The following is a 23573-nucleotide window of genomic DNA, read 5'->3' as shown; positions in this document are numbered from 1 at the left end:
GTAGTACTGAGAACTCCAGTTAGTCGAAGAACCACCGTTATCGAGGCTATCCACGCAGCTTCCGTTATCCACACATGCGCCTAATCCAAGCCATGTGGGCCGTTCTGATTTTTGTGGTTATCTGAATAATCTGCGACTCGTGCAGAATCCCTATGAGTTCGATACTGTGCGGAGGTGACGACAGGCGAAGAGTTCAGATTATCTGAGCTATGTGGATTGTCTAGAGCATGTGAATAGTTTGGGCCGCCTGACTACCCCGCGCAATGCACAGGAGGAAGCAACCGCGGACAACCTACGTGGCTGGAAGAACCCACGTTTCCTGAGAAATTCAAAACTCCCAACACACTTCCATTATCTAAAAAATTCAGATTATTCAAAATTCTTGAGCTATTGCTAGCTGCGACGGTAAGATAGCGAACGCCTTTGTCAACGGGGGGTTGGGTTCTAGCCATGTCCGGTGTCCCCGATTCTGGCAGCGTGCTGGTCGTCGGCGAGAGCGACTGGGTGACGCGGTTCGCCGAGGAACTCGGTTCGCGACCCGGCGTCACCGTGCTGGAAGCCGAGACGAAGGCGGCGGCGCTTCGCACAGTCGAAGCGGGTGAGGTCGACTGCGTCGTGGCCGACGCCGACCTCGCGGACGCGACCGCCGTCGAACTCCTCACGGACGTTCGCTCGACGGTCACAACTCTCCCCGTCGTCATCGCCGCGGACGGTGGGAGTGACGTTCTCGCGAGCGAGGTCCTCGGTTCGGGCGCGACTGGCTACGTCGCGCTTGACGCCGACTCGCCGGACGTCGAAACACTCCTCACGCGGACCGGACGGGCGCTCCAGTCGGCGCGACAGTCGGCCGGCGAGCGCGAACGGGCCAGGCAGTTCGACGCGATGTTCGACGACGAACGGACGGCGACGTGGGTACTCGATGGCGAGGGGTCGCTGACTCGGGCGAATCAGACGGCGCGCGAACTCCTCGACGCACCCGTCGACCCGCTCGTCGGTGGGGCCTTCTGGTCACTCCCGTGGTGGACGGGAGGAGACGACCCGACGAGCGACGACGTGCGACGGCTCGTCAAGAACGCGCTCGAAGGGACGGCCGGGAACGCGGTGGTCCCACAGCCGTCAGAAGCCGGAAGCCGCCGCATCGTCGAGCTATCGGTTCGCCCCGTGACCGACGAGCGCGGAGAGGTCGCGTCGGTCGTAGTCGAAGGTATCGACATCACAGCGCGGGTGTCGCTCGAACGAGACCTCCGCCGCTCCGAGGAACTCCACCGTGTCACGCTCAACAACATGACCGATACGGTCCTCATCACCGACGAGGAGGGGGCGTACACCTACGTCTGTCCAAACGTCCACTTCATCTTCGGCTACACCGCAGACGAGTTGCGTGAACGGGTCCCCATCGACGAACTGCTGGGGGCGGACCTCTTCGACCGCGACGAACTTTCGGAGCGCGGCGTCCTGAAAAACATCGAGAGCACGGTGACCGACAAAGCCGGCCGCGAGCACACCCTCCTCATCAACGTCCGCGAGGTCTCGATTCGGGACGGGACGTTGCTTTTCAGCTGCCGCGACATCACGAAGCGCAAGCAGCGCGAGGACGCGCTGACGACGCTCCACGAGACGGCTCGCGAGTTCCTCTACACGGGGACTCACCGGCAAATCGCCCAGCGCGTCGTCGACGATACTCCCGGCGTGCTCGCGCTCGATGCGAGCGCCGTCTATCTCTTCGATGCCGACGCCAACGTGCTCAGGCCGGCGGCGTACTCGCCGGCGATGCGCGAGGCTCACGGCCCGCTCCCGACAGTGCCCGCGGACGGGGAGACCCTTCCGAGCCACAGTTTCGTCGAGGACAGTCCGCTGTACTTCGATGACGTGCACGAGTCCGACCGGTTGGAGAACGCCGTGACTGGCCTCCGGAGCGTCGCGTACGTCCCACTCGGCGACCACGGCGTGTTCGTCGCCGGCTCGACCGATGTCGGAGCCTTCGACGCGGTGGCGCAGGAATTGACCGACCTACTCGCGGTGACTGCCGAGGCGGCGCTCGACCGCGTCACGCGCGAATCCCGGCTCCGCGAACAGGACCGCACGCTCCAGCGACAGAACGACCGGCTCACCGAGCTAAACCGAATCAACGAGACCATCCGCGAAATCGACCAAGCGCTCGTCGGAGCCCAGACGCGAGAGGAGATAGACTACACCGTCTGCGAGCTACTGACCGCCGCCGACCGGTTTGCGTTCGCGTGGGTCGGCTCCGTCGACCCCGTCGACGAGACCGTTGAGCCCCGCGCGTGGGCCGGCGACGAGCGGGGCTATCTCGACAGCACTACGTTCGACATCGCGGCGTCGTCGGTCGAGCCGGCGGGACGCACGGCGGCGACCGGAGAGGTGACCACCGTTCCCAACGTCGCGTCCGGCTTCCGGGACGAACCCTGGCGGAAGGGCGCGCTCACCCGTGACTACCTGTCGGTTCTCAGCATCCCGCTCGTCTATAACGACCTCTCGCACGGCGTGTTGACGGTGTACGCGACGACACACGACGCCTTCGACGAGACGGCGACCGCCGTCTTGGCCGAACTCGGCGAGACCATCGCGTCGGCGCTGAGCGCCCTCGAACGGAAGAACGCACTGCTCACCACGGCCGTCACCCGCGTCGGGTTCGTCGTCGACGACCCCACGTTCGTCCTCTCGCGGCTCGCCCGCGACGCGGAGTGCACGCTCACTTACCAAGGAGGAGTCCAGCAGTCCGCCGAAGGGAACTACGTGTTCATCACCGTCGAGGACGGAGCGGTCGAATCCGTCGCGGCCGCGGCCGACGAACTGGTCGCCGTCGCCGACGTGCGACGGATAAGCACCGACGGGGACGCCGGCGTCCTGCGTCTCCGCTTGACGCAGCCGTTTCTCGCACCGGAGCTTGCGGACCACGGTGCCGTCCTCGGCGAGGTGCGGGCGACCCCCGAGGAGACGACGCTCGTCGTCGACGTCCCCGAGAGCATCGACGTTCGAAACGTCACGCATCTCGTCGACGAAGCGTTCGCCGGCGTCGAACTCCGGACCAAACAGACGCTCGACCAATCGACCGAGCGCGACCTCTTCTCGCGGTTCCTCGACAAGCTGACAGAGCGGCAGCTCGAGGTGCTCCAGACGGCCTACTACAGCGGCTACTTCGAATCGCCACGAGAGAACACGGGCGAGGAGGTCGCCGCCACGCTTGGTATCTCCCCGCCGGCGTTCTACAAACACGTGCGGACCGTCCAGCGGAAACTGTTCGCGACGCTGTTCGACGAGCACTCCGGTTCCGTCTCCGGACGGGCTAAGTAGTTCGTTATCTAACCGGTGCCGTTTCAGTTGGTTTGTTACTCAACTACCCCATATTCCCTTGTACACCTATTACACATCGGTAGAGCGTCTGGGACACGACCGGCGCTCGCGAACTATGAGAGATGTCGAATCCACCCCCGGCGAGGAAGGAACGTACGAATGCTTCGAGTGTGGCGGTATCGTCCTCACCGAGCACAACCCGCTGCGCTGTCCGGACTGCGGCGGGGCGATGCGCAACCGACGGACGGCGATTGAGTAACCACGCGAGGGCGCGGCCGTCGTTCGATTTAAGCCGCTCGGCGTGGAGACCGTAGGCGACGTGACGACTCACTTCGACGACTTCGACCACGAGGCGCACATGCGCGAGTGTTTCGAACTCGCCCGCGAGGCCGCCGCGCGGGGCGACGAACCGTTCGGCTCCGTCCTCGTTCGCGACGACGAGGTCGTCATGCGCGACTCGAACCGCATCGTGACGGAGTCCGACATTCGTCGGCACCCCGAGTTACACCTCGCCTATCGGGCGTGCCGAGAGTACGACCCCGACGAGCGGGCGGAGACGGTGATGTACACCAGCACCGAACCCTGTCCCATGTGTGCCGGCGGGATGGCGACCGCTGGCTTCGCGCGCGTCGTGTACGGCGTCGGCGGCGACGAAATCGGAGAGTTCACGGGTTCGAGTCCCGGCGTCCGGTCGGCGGCAATTCTCGATGGTATCACCGCGGTAGTCGGACCCGTGCTGAACGAGGAAGCCCGCCGAGTTCACCGAGAATACGAGTGGTAACGATGGCTCGAAGGTCCCGCCCGGCAGCGACTGAACGCCGGTGCAGCCACGCGTGGACGCCGCGGCCGTAGCGAACGATAGTTATCAGATGAGAAGTATCTCCAACAAGTATTCTAATATATGATATATTTGTAGGGTCGGGGAGCAGAAGGTCATTATACAGATGCCCTCAAAATCAGCTCTAAACCGCGTATGACGCGGGAGTGTAAATGTCTCAGGAACGCTCTCGTATGTCTGAACCCACACAAACTTACCTGCTTTAGAACCTCAAAACGAGATAACTAAGTATATACAATAATTATCGCAGATATAGGCATAGAAAACATACAATAAGACATAATAAGTGAAAAAGAAGACAATAGATATTCATCAACATCCAAACTATTATTGTTTTCTGATACGATATCTCATAATGTCCACCTGAACTCGTCGCACCGAGTCGAACACGGAGGGACTTCGGGTCGCTGTCGGACGACGGTTGACGCTCGCGAGTTTTCGATATCGAGAGGAACGTGAGAACCGAGAGGCGGCGAACTCATTTACATAATCCGAACGTCTCGTGCTGTTGTGGGTAATACCCGACTAAGATTACAAAGCTATACTTGTAACACAAGTCGATTTAATTCCTCATATCTGTATAATGTGAACACGTGACATTGCACTCGTTTACATAATGTAAGTTAGTGACATCCAGATGTCGTTCGCTCGGGGGAGGCGTTCGGCGACCATGGTCGCCGAGACGGCTTCCGATATCTGAACCGCCGGCGACCGTCGAATCGCAAGCCACCGATTGGGCGAGTCTAAATATTTAATATGTTTCGGAAGAGACGTTTCCACTGTCGATATGAGTAGCGACAGAAACTACGAACGAGAGTTCGTACGTACGTTCTTCACCTCGCCGACGGCGGTCAGCGGCGAGAACTCGGCGAAGATGTTGCAGAGCGCGGCACAACTGCGGGGGATGCAGGCCCCCGACACCTGGATTCCGGACAACGAAGACGCCACCGCGCCGTCGATGCGGGCCGAAGGCGTCCAGAACCTCGTCGAGGTCGTCTCCGAACACGGGGCCGACTTCCCCGGCGAGATTCATCCCCGCGTCGTGTGGCACCGCGACGACCCCACGACCCGCTACGAGGGCTTCAAGCAGATGCTCGAAATCACCGACCCCGAAAACGGTGCGGTCGAGCACATCGACGGCTTCGTCATCCCCGAAGTCGGCGACCTCGACGACTGGAAGAAGGCCGACGAGTTCATCACCATCATCGAGAACGAACACGGCCTCGAAGAGGGAAGCCTGTCGATGTCGGTCATCATCGAGAGCGGTGAAGCCGAACTCGCGATGAGCGATCTCCGCGCGGAGAAGGGCAAGCCGTCCAACAACCTCGAACGGCTGTTCCTCCTGGTCGACGGGCAGGTCGACTACACGAAGGACATGCGCGCCATGACGCCGACCGGCGAGCTTCCGGCGTGGGCCGAACTTCGACACAACACCTCCCGCGGCGCGAGTGCCGCCAACTGCATCGCCGTCGACGGCCCGTACGACGACATCCGCGACGTCGAAGGCTACCGCGAGCGCATGGTCGAGAACCGCGCCATGGGGATGACGGGCATCTGGGCGCTCACGCCCGGACAGGTCGTCACCGCCAACGAGGCTCCCCTGCCGCCGAAGACCGGCAGTTGGCTCCTCGAACTCGACGACGACGAAATCGAACTCGACGACGAGGACGGTCGCCAGGTGTACGACGGCGACGAACTCTCGCTCGAACAGGTCGACGACGACAGCTACGTGCTCCGCGTCGACGGCGAAGAACAGGAACTCGACGGCGAGGAACTCCACGAGGAGCTCCTCGACCTGACCACCTACGTCCCGAGCATGGACGACATCGTCGACTCCATGGAGGAGTTCGAGGCGGCCAAGGAGGCCGGCAAGGGCGCGATTGCGATGACGCAAGCGACGACGCTCGTCATCGACGGCGTCGAAGTCGACATCGCCAAGGACCGCATGTGGGACGAGGCGACGTATCAGGCAGCGATGACGCCTGTCGCCCTGTTCCAGGACGTGTACGAGCACCGCCCGGACCAACACGACGCGCTCGAAGAGATGTACGGCGCCGACATCGTCGAGCGCGCGATGGCAGTCGGGACAGACGACTAACGCACACCGTCAGTCAGCCACCCAGACAAGTCCAACCAACCGCGTCTGTCCTTTTCGCGTGACGTCCGACCTGACCGCGAGCGAAGCTGTGGTGACTCGCGAGACCCACGAGACGGTCGCAGTCTACGCGAGCGCCGATTCCAGCGACTCGACGGCGTTCAGTAGCTCGTCGGCGAACTCGCGTTCGAGCCGCGTCATGTCCACCTGATACTTCGGTCCGCCGACGCTGAGCCCACCGACGATACGCCCGTCGCCGTCGTGGACCGGTGCACCGATGGCGATGAGGTTCGGTGCGAACTCCTCGTCGACGACGGCGTACTCCTGAGTCGCGATTTCGTCCAGCGCGTCGAACAGTTGGTCGGGGTTCGTAATCGTTCCCTCCGACTCCCGCGGCAGGCCCCAGTAGTCGATTATCGACTCGACCTCGTCGCGGTCCAGTTCCGCGAGGATGGCTTTCCCCGCGGCCGTGTTGTGCAGGTGATACTCCGACCGATACCGGGTGCCGTTCGCGTCTCTCCCCTCCTCGGTCGACGACCCATAACACATGAGCAGCCGACCGTGTTCGAAAATCGTGAAGTTCGCCTCTTGGTCGGTCGCGCGAGCCAGTTCGTCGACGACCTGCTCGACGACCCCGTCGTTCGGATAGCGGTGTCGAGCGCGTTCGCCCAACAGCGCCACCCTGAAACTGACGTGGTAGACGCCGTCGTGTTTGACCAAGTATCGGCTCTCCAAGAGCGTGTTGAGGTGACTGCAGATGGAACTCTTCGAACTGTCGACCATGGAGTCCAGTTCGGCGAGCGTGAGGCCGTCGTGTTCCAAAATGAGGCTGAGAATCTCCAACGAGGCTTGGGTCGTCTTGAGCCGTCGCCCGGTCACGTTCTCAATCATGCCTCAACTATTATGTTGATGGTTGATAACTGTTGCCATAATGTAAATCGGCTGAACTAGCGAGCTAGGCCTATCAATTCGAACATGTTTCTACCCGACTACACCGGGAACAAACAGAACGTCGGGGCGAGCACGGACGCCGATACCACCTAGTCCGTTAATCCGAGCGTCGCGAACTCACGGTTCGCCTCCACCAGCGTCGAGTTTCGTGACGAGGAGAGCGTTCAGTGTGCGTCAAATCGCCCGCGACCGTTTCACCCAACCGATGCGCGTGATGGCCTCCGCGCCGAGTTGGCCGAGGAGACTCGCGGCTTCGAGGTCGTGTTCTTCGAACGCGTTGACGACGACGTCGCCGGCGCTGAGCACGCCGTGGCTTCCGATGGGGACGTACAACCCGGACTGGAGAGCCCCTCGACTGTGGTCGTCTTCGGTGTGTTCGTGGTTCGCGTGGATGACCGGTTCGCCCGTCCGGTACGTCCGTGCCGCCGGCGTGTCCTCGCTGACCGAGTAGTTCGGTCGGTCGCCGGCGCGTTCCAGACACTCCTCGGTCGCCTCGATAGTCTGGAGCATGCTCCGGTTCTCGTCGACCAGCCGAACGGTCGTGTTGACGAGGCCGAGGACGTTCTTTGCCGCGTCGGCGAGTATCTCGGCGACTTCCGCCTTCGAACTCGCGTTCCGAAGCTCTTGGCTCGTCCGTCGGAGAATCTCGATGCGCTGTTCCTGGCGCTTGGTGTCGGTTACGTCCTGTACGACGCCGTGGAGGTCGACCGTCTGACCGTCTTCGACCAGCGGTTCGCAGGCCAGCCGTATCGACTGCTCAGTCGTCCGCTCGCTCGCGTACCGCACGTCGACGGAGAAGGACTCGCCGTGTTCGATTGCGTCCGCGAGGTAGGCGAGCACCTCGTCTTGGTCGCCTTCGGCGTACTGTTCGACGACGTCCGAGACGGTCGGCATCGCCGACGCGTCGAAGCCGTGTATCCGCTTTGCCTCGTCGCTCCACCACAGTTCCTCGCGCGAGACGTCGTACGACCACACGCCGATACCGGTCAGCCGCTGGAGGCTCGCGAGTAGTTGGTCGACCTCCGTTTCCGATGCTGTCGGGACAGCGCGTGCCACGTCAGTTTGATTCCAGTTCGGTGACCTGACCATGAATGTCGTTACGTACCGAGGACGTGAATATAAATCCCCACGTCGGTCGTGACGGGCTATTCGGGGGCGGAAACGTGTCGCAACACCAGAGCATTTAATCCGTGCGTATGTGTATCAATGATGATGGCAGTCGAAGACACGCTCGATTCCCCTCGGGGAAGAGAGACATCGGCAACGACGTTAGACCTCGACCGGCCGGACGCCGCGGAATATTCGGCGTTGGCGACAGAGTTACGCTCCCGCGTCGATGGAGAGGTGAAGTTCGACGAATACGCGCAGGTACTGTACGCGACCGACGGCAGCATCTACCAGGCGCGACCCGCGGGGGTCGTCTTGCCGAAGGACGTAGACGACGTCCGCGCCGCCGTCGAAATCGCGACGAGCCACGGCGTCCCCGTTCTGCCACGCGGAACGGGTTCCTCGTTGGGTGGCCAGACCGTCGGGCGGGGCTGCGTCGTCATCGATTTCACGAAGTACATGGACGACATCGTCGATATCGACCCGTCGGCGAAGCGCGCGACCGTCCAACCGGGGTGCGTCCAAGACCACCTCGACGCCGCGCTCGCGGACCACGGATTGAAGTTCGCGCCGGACCCCGCCTCGTCAAATCGCTCGACCGTCGGCGGCGGCATCGGCAACAACTCTACGGGCGCGCACTCGGTCCGCTACGGCATTACTGACGCCTACACCGAGGAGTTGGAGGTGATTCTGGCCGACGGTTCGCTGATACACACCCGCGAAGTCGTCCTCGACAGCGACGAGTACGAATCCATCCTCACCCAAGACGACTTAGAGGCGAACATCTACCGGACGGTTCGGGAACTCGTCGAGAACCACGAGTCAGAAATAGAGAACAAGTATCCGTCGCTCAAGCGCTCGGTGTCGGGGTATAACCTCCAGAAAGTCATCTACGAGAACGGCGACGGCGAGGAGGTCATCAACCTCTCGAAGCTGTTCGTCGGCGCGGAGGGCACCCTCGGCGTCATCGTCGAGGCGACCGTCTCGCTCGTCACCAAGCCGGACGAGACGGCGCTCGCGCTGTACTGCTTCGACGACCTCGTAGACGCGATGGAGGCCGTTCCGGAGGCGCTCGAATTCCCCGTCAGCGCAGTCGAACTCATGGACGACGAGGTGTTCCGCCTCGCTCGCGAGTCGGAGGGCTACGCCGAGTACGCCGAACCCATTCCCGAGGGGGCGAAAGCGGCGCTGATGCTCGAGTGGGACGACGAACTCGTCGACGACTTCGAGGCCGCGGTCTCAGACACGAACGCCCACTTCGTCGACTCCGGCGCGGCGTTCGACGTGCTCGAAGCCTACTCCGAGGAGAGCCAAGGCCGACTGTGGAAGCTCCGTAAGGCGGCGATTCCGCTGTTGATGAGCCTCGAAGGCGACCCGAAACCCTACCCGTTCATCGAGGACGCGACCGTGCCACCCGAGGAACTCGCGGAGTACGTCCAGAAGTTCGAGGAAGTCCTTGAGGACCACGACACGTCGGCCGCGTACTTCGCCCACGCCGGGTCGGGAACGCTCCACATCCGCCCGATTCTGAACCTCAAAGAGAACGAGGGCATCGAGAAGATGCACTCCATCACCGACGACGTGACCGACCTCGTCGTCGAGCACCACGGCGCGTTCTCCGGCGAGCACGGCGACGGGATGGCCCGGACCGAGTTCAACCCGAAGATGTACGGGCCCGAACTCTGGGGCGCATTCAAGGAGCTGAAGACGGCGTTCGACCCCGACTGGATGTTCAACCCCGGGAACGTCGTCTACCGCGACGGCCCCTCGGACCCGGGGCCGGACAGCGACCGCGGCGTCGGCGCGGACATGCGCGAGAATCTCCGGTACGGTCCGGACTACCAGTCCGTCGAGCCGCAGACCGACCTCGACTTCGACGACGAGGGCGGCTTCTCGCACCTCGTCGAACTCTGTAACGGCTGTGGCACCTGCCGGCAGACCGATTCGAACACCATGTGCCCGACTTACCGCGCCTCGAAAGAGGAAGTCCAGACGACCCGCGGGCGGGCGAACATGCTTCGGGCCGCTATCTCGGGCGAACTCCCCGAGGACGAACTGTACTCCGAGCGCTTCCAGACCGAGGTACTGGACCTCTGTGTCGGCTGTAAGGGCTGTAAGAGCGACTGCCCGACCGGCGTCGACATGGCGAAGCTGAAATCCGAGGTGAAACACCAGTACCACCAGAAAGAGGGCACAAGCCTCCGCTCGCGAGTGTTCGGCAACATCGACACCCTGTCGAAAATCGGGAGCAAACTCGCCCCGCTTTCGAACGCCGCCGCGGAGCTTCCGGGAAGCCGCCTCGTGATGGAGAAGGTCCTCGGTATCTCCAGCGAGCGCGACCTGCCGACCTTCAGCAGCGAGTCGCTCAAGGAGTGGTTCGAGGCTCGGGGCGGGTCGTCCGTGTCGCCCGCCGACGCCCGAGGGAAGGTGCTTCTGTTCCCCGACACCTACACCAACTACAACTACCCCGAACCCGGCAAGGCCGCCGTGGAGGTCCTCGAAGCCGCGAACGTCCACGTACAGATTCCGAGCGACCTCGAGGCGAGCGGCCGCGCCGCGTTCTCGATGGGGATGCTCGACACGGCCCGCGACCGAGCGCAACACAACGTCGGGCGACTCCGTCCCTACGTCGACGACGGTTGGTCGGTCGTCTTCGTCGAACCCTCCGACGCGGTGATGTTCCAAGACGAGTACCTCGACCTCCTCGACGGGACGGGCGTCGAACTCGTCTCGGGGTCGGCCTACGGTATCATGGAGTACCTCGACGTCGTGCGCGCCGACGACCACCTCGACTTCGACGCCCCCGCCGAGACGCTGACGTACCACGGCCACTGCAACCAGAAGGCGACGAACAAGGATCACCACGCGGTGGGCGTCCTGCGTCGCTCCGGCTACGCCGTCGACCCGCTCGACTCCAGTTGCTGCGGGATGGCCGGGTCGTTCGGCTACGAAGAAGAGCACTACGAACTCTCGAAGGGCATCGGCGAAATCCTGTTCGGGCAGGTCGACGAGAGCCCCGGCGACGTCGTCACGGCACCCGGCGCGTCGTGTCGCTCCCAACTCGGCGACAGACCCGGCGAATCCCGCCCGCCGCACCCCATCGAGAAGATGGCCGAAGCCCTCGACTGACCACGTCACCGACAGCCGACAGCATAGCCTGACGCGCTCCCCCGCGAACCAGCCAGCCTGACGCGATTCACGAACCAGCATCGAACCCGCCGCCTTGCACCCGCGGCGAGTTTCTCGTTTCGCAGCCTCCGTCTCTCGGAGTCGAGGGTCACAAACAGCGATAATTATTACTGACAGTAGCGGCGTCGTAGAGACGACGATGCTAGACGTACTGGAGTCTATCGAACTATCGACCGCGTTTTTCGCCTCGCTCGGCGCGCCGGGGCTGCTGCTCGTGGCGTTCCTCGAATTCTTCTTGCTCCCTGTCCCGCCGGACTTGGTGCTCGTCCCGCTGTCGGCGACGAACCCCGAGTTCGCGCTCCTGTACGCGGTCGTCGCTACTGTCGGGTCGGTGTCGGCGGGGCTGGTCGGGTTCCTCATGGGCAAGAAAGGCGGCCGTCGCGCGCTGGACTCGCGGTTCGCGGGCGAGCGGATTCACAAGGTCGAGCGATACTTCGAGCGCTCGGGATTCGTGACGGTCGCGTTCGGGGCGTTCGCGCCGATTCCCGAGGGGTACGAACTGCTTTCTATCGGGTCCGGCGTGTTCGACCTCGACCTCCGGACGTATCTGGCGGCGTCAGTGCTCGGGCGCGGCGGTCGGTACACCATCGAAGCGCTGCTCGCGGTCTATCTCGGCGAGGCCGCCCGGTCGCTCACCGAGGTCGACGTGTACTCGATTATCGGCGTCGCCACCGCGGTCGTCCTCGTCGCGTACGTCGTCCGGAGTCGGTGGTTCTCGGACCGCTCGGCCGAACCGGTGCAGTAACTCGGCGACAGTCGCTCAGGCGACTTCGTCGCCGCTCCGCCACTGGTCGATGACTTCGAGGAGCACCTCGGTTTCGAGGTCGTCGTTCCGCCAGTCGCTCACCGCGTCGGTCAGCCCCGTCGCGTCCACGATGTCGCTGTCGTTCGCGTAGTCCGCGATGGGGTTCTCGACGACGAACGGAATCATCATCTTGTTGTCCTCGTGTTCGAGCATGTGGCAGTGCCACGGGAACTGCCCGGTGTACCCCTCGAACGTGGCGATTATCCGCACGCGCTCGTCGGGGTCGACGCGGACGGTGTCTTTCGGTCCCAACTCGTTGGGGTCCGGTGGCTGCGTCCCGTCGGGGCCGCGGCCGATGACCCTGAAGGTGACCAGATGCAGGTGAATCGGGTGTCGTCCCCCCGACTCGTTCTGCAGTTCCCATATCTCGGTCGACCCGAGTTGCGGGTAGACGGGTGCGTCCTCGTCGCCGAAGACGTACCCGTTCAGGGTGTGCATGATGAGGTTGTTTTCAACGTCGACCTTGGTTCCCAGCGTCATCTCGCGAGTCACCCGTGCGTCGCTCTCGTCGTACGAGGTCGGCGCGGGAAGCGACAGGTCCGTCGGGTCGGCGCTCGCGTCTTCGGGCGGCGTCTCAGGGTCCGAGACGCGGAACTGGACGAGGTCGGTCAGATCGGGACCCATGTCGGCCCCGTTGGTGAGCGTGAGCGTCTCGCCTGCGTGGTCGGAGAAGTCGACGATGAGTTCGCCGCGCTCGAAGGGCGTGAGCAACAGCGAGTCGAGGTCGCCGTTCGGGCCGATGGGAACGACCGATTCGAGGAAGCCGTGGCCGGGCGCGAACTGGTACATCGTCGGGACGCCCGACCCGCTTTCGTTCTCGAACTGGAGGTCGAACGAGCGGTGGTTCGCACCGTTCAGGATGCGGAAGCGGTACCGACGCGGTTCGACCTCGACGTACGGCCACACGGCACCGTTGACGACGGCCGTGTCGCCGAGGAACGCCGAGGCGAACTCGTCTGGGTAGTGCAGCGAGCCGTCGTCGTTGAACTCCTTGTCCTGCAGCAACAGCGGGATGTCGTAGTCGCCCGACGGCAGGCCGAGTTCGCGCTCGGCGTCGGTCGTAATCGAGTAGAGTCCGAGGAGCCCGGCGTAGGCGTTGAGCCGGGTGATACCCAGCGTGTGGTCGTGGTACGTCGAGGTGGTGCGCCCCTGTTCCATCGGGAGTTCCTGCCACTCCGAGTCGAACCGCGGCCCCTCGACCCCGCTCGGCGAGGTCCACATGTCGGACTGCCCGTCGTTCGCGGGGTCGACTTCCAGGCCGTGGAAGTGGGTGACGGTCCGAACCTCCGGGACTGGGCCGTCGTAGCCGGCGTGGTTCTCCGTGGTCGTGCCACCGATTCGCTCGTCGACGTTGAACAGGTGGTCGCTCGGGAGTTCGCTGTTGTCGAACCGAACGTGGACTGGACTCCCGGCGTCCGCTTCGATGGTTGGGCCGGGATACGACCCGTCGAACCCCCAGACCGTCGTCTCCGGGAGGTCCGGGTGGAGTTGTTGAGTGAATTCGGTGACCGATATCTCGTAGGCGTCCGCGCCGTCTCGCTGCCCGTCCGGTTCCCGGACCGACGGAACCGGAAGCGGTTGCACGAACTTATCCAACGCCGGTGACGCCGCGGAGACGTTCGTCGTCGTCTGCGGGAGCGTTCCGGCGATGCCGAGGGCTGCGCCTGTCTGTAGAAACCGCCGCCTAGACCAGTCTGTCATGATGGACCCTGAACTACGACTTGGGAGTTATTATATTAAATCTTCTGAATGACCGAGTTAGAGCCGAAAGCGGGGGCGGAGGGAATTCGAGAACGTGCGCTGGCGCGGGAAGACGAGTCGCCTCGTTAGCTCGTTCGCCGGCGCGCGAGAAGGACCGAGCCCATCACGAGCGCGGCGAGCGCAACCGAGACACCGAACCCGGGAACGGGCGTGTCAGTCGTGGTCGTCGCGGGCGTGTTGGGGTCGGCCGTCGTCGTCTCGGTCGTTCCGTCGTCCGAGCCGTCGTCACCGTCCGAGCCGTCGGAACCATCGTCTGAGTCATCACCGTCGTCATCTCCGTTGTTATCGTCGTCATCGCCGTCATCACCGTCATCACCGTCGTTATCATCGCCGTCGTCGCCGTCGTCGCCATCGTCGCCATCGTCACCGTCGTTATCATCGCCGTCGTCGCCGTCGTCGCCATCGTCGCCATCGTCACCGTCGTTATCATCGCCGTCGTCGCCGTCGTCGTCACCGCTGTCTCCGTCAGTGCCGACAGAGAGCGATTCGAGGCCGTCGACGTCCATCTCCTTGTCGCCGGCGTCGAACTGCGCGAACCCGCTGAGTTCGTACGAGGCGTCCTCGTCCATGTCCTCACCGGCGGTCACACGGTACTGGAGGGTGACGTTCTCGCGGTCACCGTAGGTCGCGAACAGTTCGTCGTTGGCGTTCCGCACGCCCGAGAAGTCCGCGCCGTCGTCATCGACGATTTCGACCGATGCGAATCCGGGGTTGAACTCCTCGATGACGGTGAAGTTCGTCGCCTCGCTGCCGGTGATTTCGACCGAGACGACGGTCGATTCACCGGGTTCGAGCGTCGTGTCGTCGGCCGACCGGGTGAGGTCCCAGTTGTCGTCGTCGGACTCGCTCTGAACGTCGAGTTCGTCGGTGCCGCCGGTCGTCACCTCCGAGCCGTTCACGTCGGTGAAGCCGTCGAACTGGTAGGCCGTGCCGGCCGCGTCGTCGCCCGCGGTCACCTCGTAGACGAGCGTGACGCTCTCGCGGTCGCCGTAGGTGGCGAACAGTTCGTCGTTGGCGTTCCGCACACCGGAGAAATCAGCGCCGTCGTCGTCGACGATTTCGACCGAACCAAAGGCGGGGTTGAACTCCTCGATGAGCGTGAAGTTCGCCGCCTCGTCCCGGTCGACCTCGACCGTGACGGTGGTGGATTCGCCCGGCGCGAGGGTCTCGTCGTCGACCGACCGAACCGCACCGGAGTCACCGTCGTCCGACGCCTGGACGCTGATTTCGGCGGTTCCATTGGTCGCCGACTGCGAGCCGTTCACGTCCGCGAAGCCGCCGAACTCGTAGACCGTGCTGGTCGTCGCGTCGTTGTCGGCGGTCACCTCGTAGACGAGCGTGGCCAACTCGCGGTCGCCGTAGGTCGCGAACAGTTCGTCGTTGGCGTCGCGTACGGCCGAGAAGTCCGCACCGTCGTCGTCGACTATCTCCACCGAGCCGAATGCGGGGCTGAACTCCTCGACGAGCGTGAAGTTCGTCGCCTCGTCCCGGTCGAAGGCGACCCGGACCGTGGTCGATTCACCCGGCGCGAGGGTCGCATCGTCGACGGACCGGACGGCCGCGCCGCCGTCGTCGCTCGACTCCTGCACGCTGATTTCGGCGGTCCCATCGGTCGCCGACTGCGAGCCGTTCACGTCCGCGAACCCGTCGAGTTCGTAGACCGTGCCGGCCGCCGCGTCGTCGGCCGCGGTTACCTCGTAGACGAGTGTGGCCAACTCGCGGTCGCCGTAGGTGGCGAACAGTTCGTCGTTGGCGTTCCGCACGTCCGAGAAGTCCGCGCCGTCGGCATCGACGATTTCGACCGAGCCGAACGCGGGGCTGAACTCCTCGACGAGCGTGAAGTTCGCCGCCTCGTCCCGTTCGACAGCCACCCAGACGGTCGCCGATTCGCCGGGCGCGAGGGTCGCGTCGTCGACCGAGCGGACCACGCTCGCCCCGTCGTCGGTCGAGACGCTGATTTCACCGTCACCGGTCGTCGAGGCCCGGACGTCTTCGAGGCCGAAGTCGCCGTATCCGGTGAGTTCGTGGGTCGTCGCGTTCGCGTCGTCGGCCGCGGTCACCTCGTAGACGAGCGTGACGCTCTCGCGGTCGCCGTAGGTCGCGAACAGTTCGTCGTCTGCGTTCCGCACGCCAGAGAAATCCGCGCCGTCGGCGTCGACGATTTCGACCGACTCGAAGCCCGGACTCAGCTCTTCGACCACGGTGAAGTTCCCCCGTTCGGAGGCGTTCACCTCGACCGTGACGGTGGTGGACTCACCGGGCGCGAGCGTGGTGTCATCGACCGTTCGCGTGAGCGTTCCACCGTGGGCGTCCGCGGCGACCGGCGCGATAGCCGCACCCAGTCCGAGCGAACCGACCACCAAGAGGGCCGCCATCGCGACGACCGGAAGGGCGTTCCGGAGGTCCGCCGACCGCTCCGAACGTGGACTGTCCGGACTCATGATGAGTAAGCGACGTTCGATTGCGACGGTGAACTCGCCCTGCGAGCGACGTGCGAAGCGACCGTCGGACGCTTCGGTTCGGCTCGGTGGGTCGCGGTCACCGGCGGTGTCTGTTCGACTCGTCGGTCGGGAGACTGACGTCTCGTGCGCGCGCTACCTCTGGATGCGGATAGCTCGCTCTCGCTGGAAAGCATGCAATCAGCGTGTGAATCAAAAGCGCCATGCAAATAGTTAACGATTATCTGAGAAAGGTTTCGCGCCGGGAAGACCGCGACGCCACTCACGCGACGCCGCTCGTGAGCGTCCGAACCCGTTCGGGGGCGATAGTCGGTGTCTCGCGCCGTGAATTCGCGTCGATATCCCGCCGTTCAGCGGGCGTATTCGGCCAGTTCGTCTCGCGCGCGCCGGGCCGCGTCGTCGGGGTCGTCGGGATAGGTGTAGAGTTCGAACGTCGCGAAGCCGTCGTACCCGATGTCGTCGAGCGCGCCGAAGACGGGTCCGAAGTCGAGGTCACCCTCGCCGGGGATGAGGTGATAGTGTTTCCCCCCACGGCCGCCCTTGATGTCTTCGAGATGGATGCCCGTGATGCGGCCGGCGCACTGGCGAATGCTCTCGGCCGGGTCCTCGCCGTAGACGGCCGCGTGGCCGACGTCGAAGTTGACGCCGAGCGCGTCGCTCCCCACGTCGTCGATGAGCGTCAACACCTCTTCGGTACACTCGACGAGGAGCTCCGGTTCGAACTCGATGCCGAGGTCGACCCCGGCGTCCTCGGCGTACGCCGTGAGTTCGTCGAGCGATTCGAGTAGGTACTCGTAAGCCTCACTCGGCGGCGTTCCGGGAAGCGACGACCCGCTGGCGACGCACGCCGCGGGCGCGTCGACCAGCGCGGCGAAGTCGATGGCGGCCTTCGTGTACTGGATACGCCACCGGCGGTCTTCCTTGTCGGCCGAGATGAGCGTCGGGTCGAAGAACGCCGACGGCGGCGCGTCGTCGTAGTAGCCGCAAGTCGTGTTCGCGTTGATATTCGACACCGAGAGTCCAGTCTCGTCCAGCGCCGTCAGGACGCGCTCGCGGTCGGTCTCGTCGAAGTCGGCGAGAAACGCGTGCGGCACGTCCGCCAGTAGCTCGACCCCGTCGTAGCCGTGGTCGGCGATTCGTCTGATCGCCTCCGGCAGGTCGAAACGCGTGTACGCGTTCGTAGAGAAGGCTAACTGTACCATATGTCGTGGTACAGTCACACATGAATAATTGTTTTGGTACTGCCAATCGTTCGGGGCAGAAAAACGTGGACTGAGTCGTTGAGACGACCCGCCGGTCACGACACGTCGAACGCCGACGAGAGGCCGACTGCGGGGACGACGAACGCCGCCGCGACAATACCCCATGCGGGGCTCAGCAGCCCGGCGACCGCCGCGTTCAACACGACGAGCGCGAGGACGCACGTGCCGACCGCGGGGCCGATAGTTCCCGGACGGGGGTCGGCGTAGGCGGTCAGGAGGTCACGGCCGGTCCACGCCGCGAACCAGACGAGTAGTCCGCCAGCCACGGCGAGCGTCGCGGGGTCGCTTGGGTCGATGCCGACCGCCGTGGCGACCACGACCACCGACCCAACGGCGAGCCCCACGCCGGCCATTCCGACCAGCACCGCTCCCGAGTCGCCCGCGCCGGTCTCCGACTCGGCCATGTACGTGACGCCGGCGATGTAGAGCGCGACGACGACCGGCACGAGGAACACCCACGTCGGGGGTGTCGGAGCCGAGGGCGACCCTACGACGACTGCCATGCCGAGGGCGACGTTCGCCCCCCGACAGCCACCCATCGCCGCGAACCCGAGGGACGTACCCTTGAGCACGCCGTCGTAGAGCGCGACGAGTAGGCCGAGGACGGCGGCGACGATGCCGGTGGACGGTCCCCCGGCGGCTGCGGCGACGACGACGCCGGCACAGAGGAGCGCGACGCCGAGGTTCCGAGCTCGCGTGCGCGACACGTCTCCAGACGGAATCGGGCGCTCCGGACGGTGCTGTGCGTCCTCGTCGGCGTCGGTGTAGTCGTTGAGCGTCGTGCCCGCCGCGTACAGCAGCACCGAGGCGAGCGCGACGCCGGCGAGCGACGAGAGCGGAACCGACGGGCGGCCGCCGCTGACCAACACCGCTCCGAGGATGACGTCAGGCGGCGTGGTGAACAGGTTCGGGACGCGGACGAGTCTGGCGAGGCTCGCGAGCGAGCGTCGAAGGCCGCCGGTCGAGGGTGTCGCGTTCGTTCGGTTCATCGTCGGTCGATCGCTGGGTCGGGTGCTCGCGTCCGAGCGAGGCGGTCAGGCCCACCCATGGGCTTCGAGGTACTCCATCGCGGTTCGGGCCGTCTCCGCCGCGGTCTCCTGATAGGGGTACAGTTCGACCGTGACGTAGCCGTCGTAGCCGGTCGCCTCGACCGCTTCGAGGAAGCCGTCGATGTCCATCGCCCCCTCGCCGAGTTGGGTGTGTTCGTGCGTTCTGTCCCCCGGGATGTCTTCGAGGTGGTAGTGCGGTGTGTGGGGCGCGAGCGTCTCCACCAGTTCGACCGGGTCCTCGCCGACCGAATAGAAGTGTCCCGCGTCGAAGTTACAGCCGATGCGGGGCGAGTCCACGCGGTCCACGAGGTCGAGGAAGTCCTCGGAGGTCTCGATGAGCAGGTGGGGTTCGGGTTCGACCAGCACGTCGACGCCGAGCGTCTCCGCGACGTCGGCGACCTCGCGGAGCCCCCAGATGAACGCGTCGAGCGCGTCCGCCCGTGACATGCGCTCCGGGACGGGTCCGCCCGGCGGAATCGAGATGCTCTCGGAACCGAGCGCGGCCGCCGTGGCGAGCGCGTGTTTCGTGTGCTCGACCCGCGCCTGCCGGTCCTCGGCGGCGAGTTCGACGAACGAGGGGTGGTGAAACGCCTCGGTGTCGCGGTTGAACGTCGCCGCCCGGCTCTCCGCGGAGGGCTCGATGGCGCTGAGCATGAACGCGTTACAGTTGCTGACTTCGATGCCGCAGTCGTCGAGGAGCGTCCGAACGCGTTCGAAGTCGTCGCCGTCGGCCGTCCCCGGAAACAGGTGCGGGTCGTCGAGCAGGATTTCGACGCCGTCGTAGCCGGCGTCGGCTATCGCCTCGACGCCTTCGGTGAGGGTTCGCTGTCGGAACGCGTTCATCGAGAAGCCGAACTCCATCGGTCACACCTCGTAGTGGAAGTTCGGCGACTGGCCGAAGAACTCCCGGGGGTTGTCGTAGACGACCTTCCGGACCTCGTCTCGGTCCCAGCCGCGGTCGAGCATCTTGTCTCGGGCTTTCGGGACCGCAAGCGGGTCGGAGGGGTCCCAGTCGGCGGCGCTGTTGAGCAGCATCTTGTCGGTGCCGTACTCCTCGAGGATGTCGATGGTCGTCTCGGCGTCTATCTTTCCGGGATAGAGCGTGAAGCCGAGCCAACAGTCGGTCTGCAGCGAGATGTCGACCGTGTTCTCGGTGTTGTGGTCGATGACGATTCGCTCCTCGGTCACGTCTTCGCCCTGAATCATCTCCACGAGTCGCTCGGTCCCCTCTGGCTTCTGGGTGTGCGGGGTGTGGATGATGACCGGTAGTTCGCGCTCCTCGGCCATCCTGAGTTGGCGTCTGAACGCGTACTCCTCGGCTTCGGTCCCCTGGTCGAGCCCGATTTCGCCGAGTCCGACGACGTGCTCGCGGTCGAGATACTCGGGGAGGCCGTCCATCACGGCCTCCGCCATCTCGGGGTAGTTCGCTTCCTTCGGTTCGAGGCCGACGGTGACGTAGTGGTCGATGCCCGCCGCCCGTTCGGCCCGGTCGGTCTCGAACTCGATTATCTGCTCGAAGTAGTCGAAGAACGACGCCGCGTGCTGCTTGTCCGTCCCGCTCCAGAACGCGGGTTCGACGCAGCATTCCACGCCCGCGAGCCGGGCGCGCTCGTAGTCGCTCGTCGAGCGAGACACCATGTGCATGTGCGGGTCGATAATTGGTATCGACATGTGACCTACCTCTCTGATGGTAGTTAATCATTGTTTCGGTGGATTCGGTGACGGCCGCGGGACGAGGGCGCAACGACCGGGCGAAGCGACCGGGCAAAGCGACCGCGAGCGACGGCGGAGACAGCTATTTACTCGTCCGCGCAGACCCCGTAGTCGCATGCCTGAACACTGTCCGTTCTGCGGCGAGCCGATAGAATCGAACCGCGTCACTCCCGAGGACGGCCGCCCCTACGAGGAGTGGCGCTGCGTCGACTGCGACGAGACGTGGCGACACCCCGAGGAGACGGTCCTCGACCGGAACCTCGATTTCAGCAAACACGGCGACCAACTCGACAGGCGGGACGACGACACCTCCCTCGACTGGTGAGCGGTCGCCCGCCGGCACCGACGCGGAAACAATCATGATTGACGGACAAGGTTATGTATCGGCCACCGCAATCGTGAGTCGATGACAGTCGGAGTTTGGATAATCGGAGCCAGAGGTAACGTCGCGAGCGTCTCGATGACCGGCGCGCGCGCAATCGCCCGCGGCGTCGCGGACACGACCGGGATGGTGACGGCCCGCGAACCGGTGGCCGCGCTCGACCTGCCCGCCGTCGGCGACCTCGTGTTCGGGGGTCACGACATCCGTTCTCAGCGAATCGAGGAGACCGCCGAGGAGATGGCGGGCCACGGCGGCGTCGTGGCACCCGACACCCTCGACGCGGTCCGCGACGACCTGCGCGAAATCGACGAGCGCGTCGAACTCGGAACCGCGCGCCGGTGCGGCGAGGCGGTCGAGGGAATGTCCTCGGAGACGGCGAGCGACGACGTGTCGGTCGCCGACATCGTCGAGGAGATACGGGCCGACTACGCCGCCTTCGCCGACTCGCAGGACGTCGACCGACTGGTCGTCGTGAACGCCGCGTCGACCGAGCCGCCGATTCCGACGCCCGGCGACTACGAGACGCTGGAGGCGTTCGAGGCGGCGGTCGAGCGGGACGACCCGAACCTTCCCGCAAGTTCCCTGTACGCGTACGCGGCGCTCCTCGACGGCCACCCGTACATCAACTTCACCCCCAGCACCGGCTCCTCGCTCGGTGGCCTCCGCGAACTCGCAGAGCGAAACGAAGTGCCGCACATGGGCCGCGACGGGAAGACCGGCGAGACGCTGATGAAGTCCGCGCTCGGGCCGATGTTCGCGGGACGGAACCTGCACGTCCTCTCGTGGGAGGGCCACAACATCCTCGGAAACAGCGACGGTCTGGTCCTCGAAGACGACGCGAACAAGGCGGGGAAGATAGAGAGCAAGGGCAGCCTGCTGGACGACATCCTCGGCTACGAGACCCACAACGCCGTCCGCATCGACTACACGCCGTCGCTCGGCGACTGGAAGACCGCGTGGGACCACGTCCACTTCGAGGGCTTCCTCGGGACGAAGATGAAGATGCAGTTCACGTGGGAGGGGGCCGATTCGGCGCTCGCCGCCCCGCTCGTCCTCGACATGGTCCGGCTGGCCGCCTTCGCCGACGAGCGCGGCGAGGGCGGGACGATGCCGCAGCTCGCGTCCTTCTTCAAGTCGCCCGAGGGCGTGGACCGTCACGAACTGTCCGAGCAGTTCCGTCTCCTCTACGACTACGCGGAGCGCCACGCGGAGGGAACGTGACGGCTCGCAGACCCTCGGACGCGGCCGCGGCCGGTGCCGGGCGCGTCGTCGTCCTCGATATCGTCGGACTCCAAGAGGAGCATCTCGACGAGGAACTGGCACCGAACATCGCCGACTTGCTGGCTGGAAAGCCGTGTGGGCCGCTCGAACCGCCGTTTCCGAGCGTCACGGTGCCCGCACAGACGACGCTCTCGACCGGGCAGTCACCCGCGGCCCACGGCGACGTGTCCAGCGGCGAGTTCGACCGCGAGCGACAGGTCGCCGAGTTCTGGGAGCGCGACCGAGGAACGCGAACCCGGCTGTGGGAGGCCGCGAGCGACGAGGCGGGCCTCACGACGGGCGCGCTGTTCTTCCAACACCTCATCGGCACGAGCGCGGACGTGGCCGTCACGCCGTCGCCCATCGAAGACGAGGACAACAACCTCATCGAGATGGACTGCTGGACGAACCCCGACGGCTTCTACGACGCCCTCCGCGAGGAGTACGGACACTTCCCGCTGCACAACTACTGGGGGCCGGTCGCCGACGAGCGGAGCAGCGAGTGGATTCTCGCGGCCGCACGAGAGTCGATAGCGCGGTACGACCCGGACCTGCTGTGGGTGTACGTGCCGCATCTCGATTACGACGCGCAACGGCACGGCCCCGACTCGCCGGAACTCCGGGAGGCCGTCGGCGTCGTCGACGACCTCGTCGGGGAGTTCCTCGACTGGCTCAAATCGACGCCTCGCTGGTCCGAGACGGCGGTCGGCGTCGTCAACGAGTACGGCTTCAACGCGGTCGATACCCCCGTGTTTCCGAACCGGGAGCTCCGCGACGCGGGCCTGCTCTCGGTGCGCGACGACGGCGAGGGCGGCGAGGCGGTGGACATCGCCGCGTCGTCGGCGTTCGCGATGGTCGACCACCAAATCGCGCACGTGTACACCGACCGGCCGGCGGCCGCCCGGGAGGCTCTCGAATCGCTTCCCGGCGTCGACGACGTGGTCGAAGGCGAGGCGCGGGGCGGTGCGAACCACCCGAACGCCGGCGACCTCGTCGTCGTGGCGGACGCGGACGCGTGGTTCCAGTACTACTGGTGGACCGATGACGCCGACGCGCCGTCGTACGCGACGGAGATGGATATCCACGCCAAGCCCGGCTTCGACCCGTGCGAACTGTTCCTCGGCGACGAGGGACTCGTGGCGCTCGACCCGACCAAGGTGTCGGGGTCGCACGGCCGCATCGACCCCGAGACGCGCGGCTTCTACGGCTTCGGCGGGCCGGCGTCACCCGACGGCTCGTCCGGCGGCGTCGTTGATTCGCGGCGGTTCGCGCCGACGGTTGCGGACCTGCTCGGCATCGCAGAGGACGTGTCGCTCGCGTTCGAGCGCCCGTCGCTGTTCGCCGGCCCACAGGTGTAGGTCCGGCACCGCCGCGACGCGCTCGAAGT

At 64.9% G+C, this 23573-nt stretch carries 17 protein-coding genes; 9 read left to right on the top strand and 8 right to left on the bottom strand.

The window, feature by feature from the left end; genetic code table 11:
• The first annotated feature begins 450 nt into the window (after positions 1–450).
• The 4 genes from C5B90_RS14575 (at position 451) to aceB (ending at position 6251) form a co-directional block, all read left to right on the top strand.
• A complete protein-coding gene (locus tag C5B90_RS14575; RefSeq protein ID WP_115882615.1) occupies positions 451–3315 on the top strand; it encodes a bacterio-opsin activator domain-containing protein in 2865 nt (954 codons plus the stop codon).
• A 115-nt stretch (positions 3316–3430) separates the two neighbouring features.
• A complete protein-coding gene (locus C5B90_RS14570; RefSeq protein WP_004971811.1) occupies positions 3431–3574 on the top strand; it encodes a rubrerythrin-like domain-containing protein in 144 nt (47 codons plus the stop codon).
• 60 nt (positions 3575–3634) lie between these two features.
• Positions 3635–4096: a nucleoside deaminase gene (locus C5B90_RS14565; protein WP_255566829.1), complete on the top strand. Its 462-nt coding sequence runs from the start codon at positions 3635–3637 to the stop codon at positions 4094–4096.
• Positions 4097–4940: 844 nt separating this feature from the next.
• Positions 4941–6251 carry a malate synthase AceB gene (gene aceB, locus C5B90_RS14560; protein WP_115882613.1) on the top strand — a complete coding sequence of 437 codons (1311 nt, stop codon included), beginning with the start codon at positions 4941–4943 and terminating at the stop codon, positions 6249–6251.
• Positions 6252–6374: 123 nt separating this feature from the next.
• Here aceB and C5B90_RS14555 read toward each other — a convergent pair whose 3' ends face one another.
• A complete protein-coding gene (locus C5B90_RS14555; protein ID WP_115882611.1) occupies positions 6375–7139 on the bottom strand; it encodes an IclR family transcriptional regulator in 765 nt (254 codons plus the stop codon).
• A gap of 234 nt (positions 7140–7373) precedes the next feature.
• The gene (locus C5B90_RS14550; RefSeq protein ID WP_115882609.1) at positions 7374–8255 is read right to left on the bottom strand and encodes a GAF domain-containing protein; all 882 of its coding nucleotides are present in this window, start codon (positions 8253–8255) and stop codon (positions 7374–7376) included.
• 156 nt (positions 8256–8411) lie between these two features.
• On the opposite strand from C5B90_RS14550, the gene C5B90_RS14545 reads away from it, so the two are divergent.
• Together C5B90_RS14545 and C5B90_RS14540 are read left to right on the top strand one after the other, a co-directional pair.
• Positions 8412–11435 carry an FAD-binding and (Fe-S)-binding domain-containing protein gene (locus C5B90_RS14545; protein ID WP_115882607.1) on the top strand — a complete coding sequence of 1008 codons (3024 nt, stop codon included), beginning with the start codon at positions 8412–8414 and terminating at the stop codon, positions 11433–11435.
• Between the two features lie 199 nt (positions 11436–11634).
• A complete protein-coding gene (locus C5B90_RS14540) occupies positions 11635–12240 on the top strand; it encodes a YqaA family protein (RefSeq protein WP_115882605.1) in 606 nt (201 codons plus the stop codon).
• A 15-nt stretch (positions 12241–12255) separates the two neighbouring features.
• Here the strand turns inward: C5B90_RS14540 and C5B90_RS14535 are convergent, their stop codons facing one another.
• The 6 genes from C5B90_RS14535 to C5B90_RS14505 form a co-directional block, all read right to left on the bottom strand.
• Entirely contained in the window at positions 12256–14001 is a 1746-nt protein-coding gene (locus tag C5B90_RS14535) for a multicopper oxidase family protein (protein ID WP_233512037.1), read from the bottom strand.
• 125 nt (positions 14002–14126) lie between these two features.
• Positions 14127–16502, bottom strand: a complete 2376-nt coding sequence (locus C5B90_RS14530) for a PGF-CTERM sorting domain-containing protein (RefSeq protein WP_199517512.1) — start codon at positions 16500–16502, stop codon at positions 14127–14129.
• Positions 16503–16870: 368 nt separating this feature from the next.
• The gene (locus C5B90_RS14520) at positions 16871–17722 is read right to left on the bottom strand and encodes a sugar phosphate isomerase/epimerase (protein WP_115882603.1); all 852 of its coding nucleotides are present in this window, start codon (positions 17720–17722) and stop codon (positions 16871–16873) included.
• Between the two features lie 95 nt (positions 17723–17817).
• Positions 17818–18771 carry a UbiA family prenyltransferase gene (locus C5B90_RS14515; RefSeq protein ID WP_115882601.1) on the bottom strand — a complete coding sequence of 318 codons (954 nt, stop codon included), beginning with the start codon at positions 18769–18771 and terminating at the stop codon, positions 17818–17820.
• Between the two features lie 45 nt (positions 18772–18816).
• The gene (locus C5B90_RS14510) at positions 18817–19692 is read right to left on the bottom strand and encodes a sugar phosphate isomerase/epimerase (protein WP_115882599.1); all 876 of its coding nucleotides are present in this window, start codon (positions 19690–19692) and stop codon (positions 18817–18819) included.
• Positions 19693–19695: 3 nt separating this feature from the next.
• Positions 19696–20475 (bottom strand): TatD family hydrolase, encoded by a 780-nt coding sequence (locus C5B90_RS14505; protein ID WP_199517524.1) that lies wholly within the window; start codon positions 20473–20475, stop codon positions 19696–19698.
• A 184-nt stretch (positions 20476–20659) separates the two neighbouring features.
• On the opposite strand from C5B90_RS14505, the gene C5B90_RS14500 reads away from it, so the two are divergent.
• The 3 genes from C5B90_RS14500 to C5B90_RS14490 all read left to right on the top strand — a co-directional run bounded on the left by C5B90_RS14500 (position 20660) and on the right by C5B90_RS14490 (position 23544).
• Positions 20660–20869: a hydrogenase expression protein HypA/HybF gene (locus C5B90_RS14500; protein ID WP_115882597.1), complete on the top strand. Its 210-nt coding sequence runs from the start codon at positions 20660–20662 to the stop codon at positions 20867–20869.
• Positions 20870–20950: 81 nt separating this feature from the next.
• The gene (locus tag C5B90_RS14495; protein ID WP_115882595.1) at positions 20951–22147 is read left to right on the top strand and encodes an inositol-3-phosphate synthase; all 1197 of its coding nucleotides are present in this window, start codon (positions 20951–20953) and stop codon (positions 22145–22147) included.
• Positions 22144–23544 carry an alkaline phosphatase family protein gene (locus tag C5B90_RS14490; RefSeq protein ID WP_115882593.1) on the top strand — a complete coding sequence of 467 codons (1401 nt, stop codon included), beginning with the start codon at positions 22144–22146 and terminating at the stop codon, positions 23542–23544. The genes C5B90_RS14495 and C5B90_RS14490 overlap by 4 nt, the downstream gene beginning before the upstream one ends.
• Positions 23545–23573: the final 29 nt, after the last annotated feature.

The organism is Haloferax sp. Atlit-12N, assembly GCF_003383095.1.
In the GTDB taxonomy this organism is placed as follows: domain Archaea; phylum Halobacteriota; class Halobacteria; order Halobacteriales; family Haloferacaceae; genus Haloferax.
This window is presented reverse-complemented; position numbering and strand designations above follow the sequence as displayed.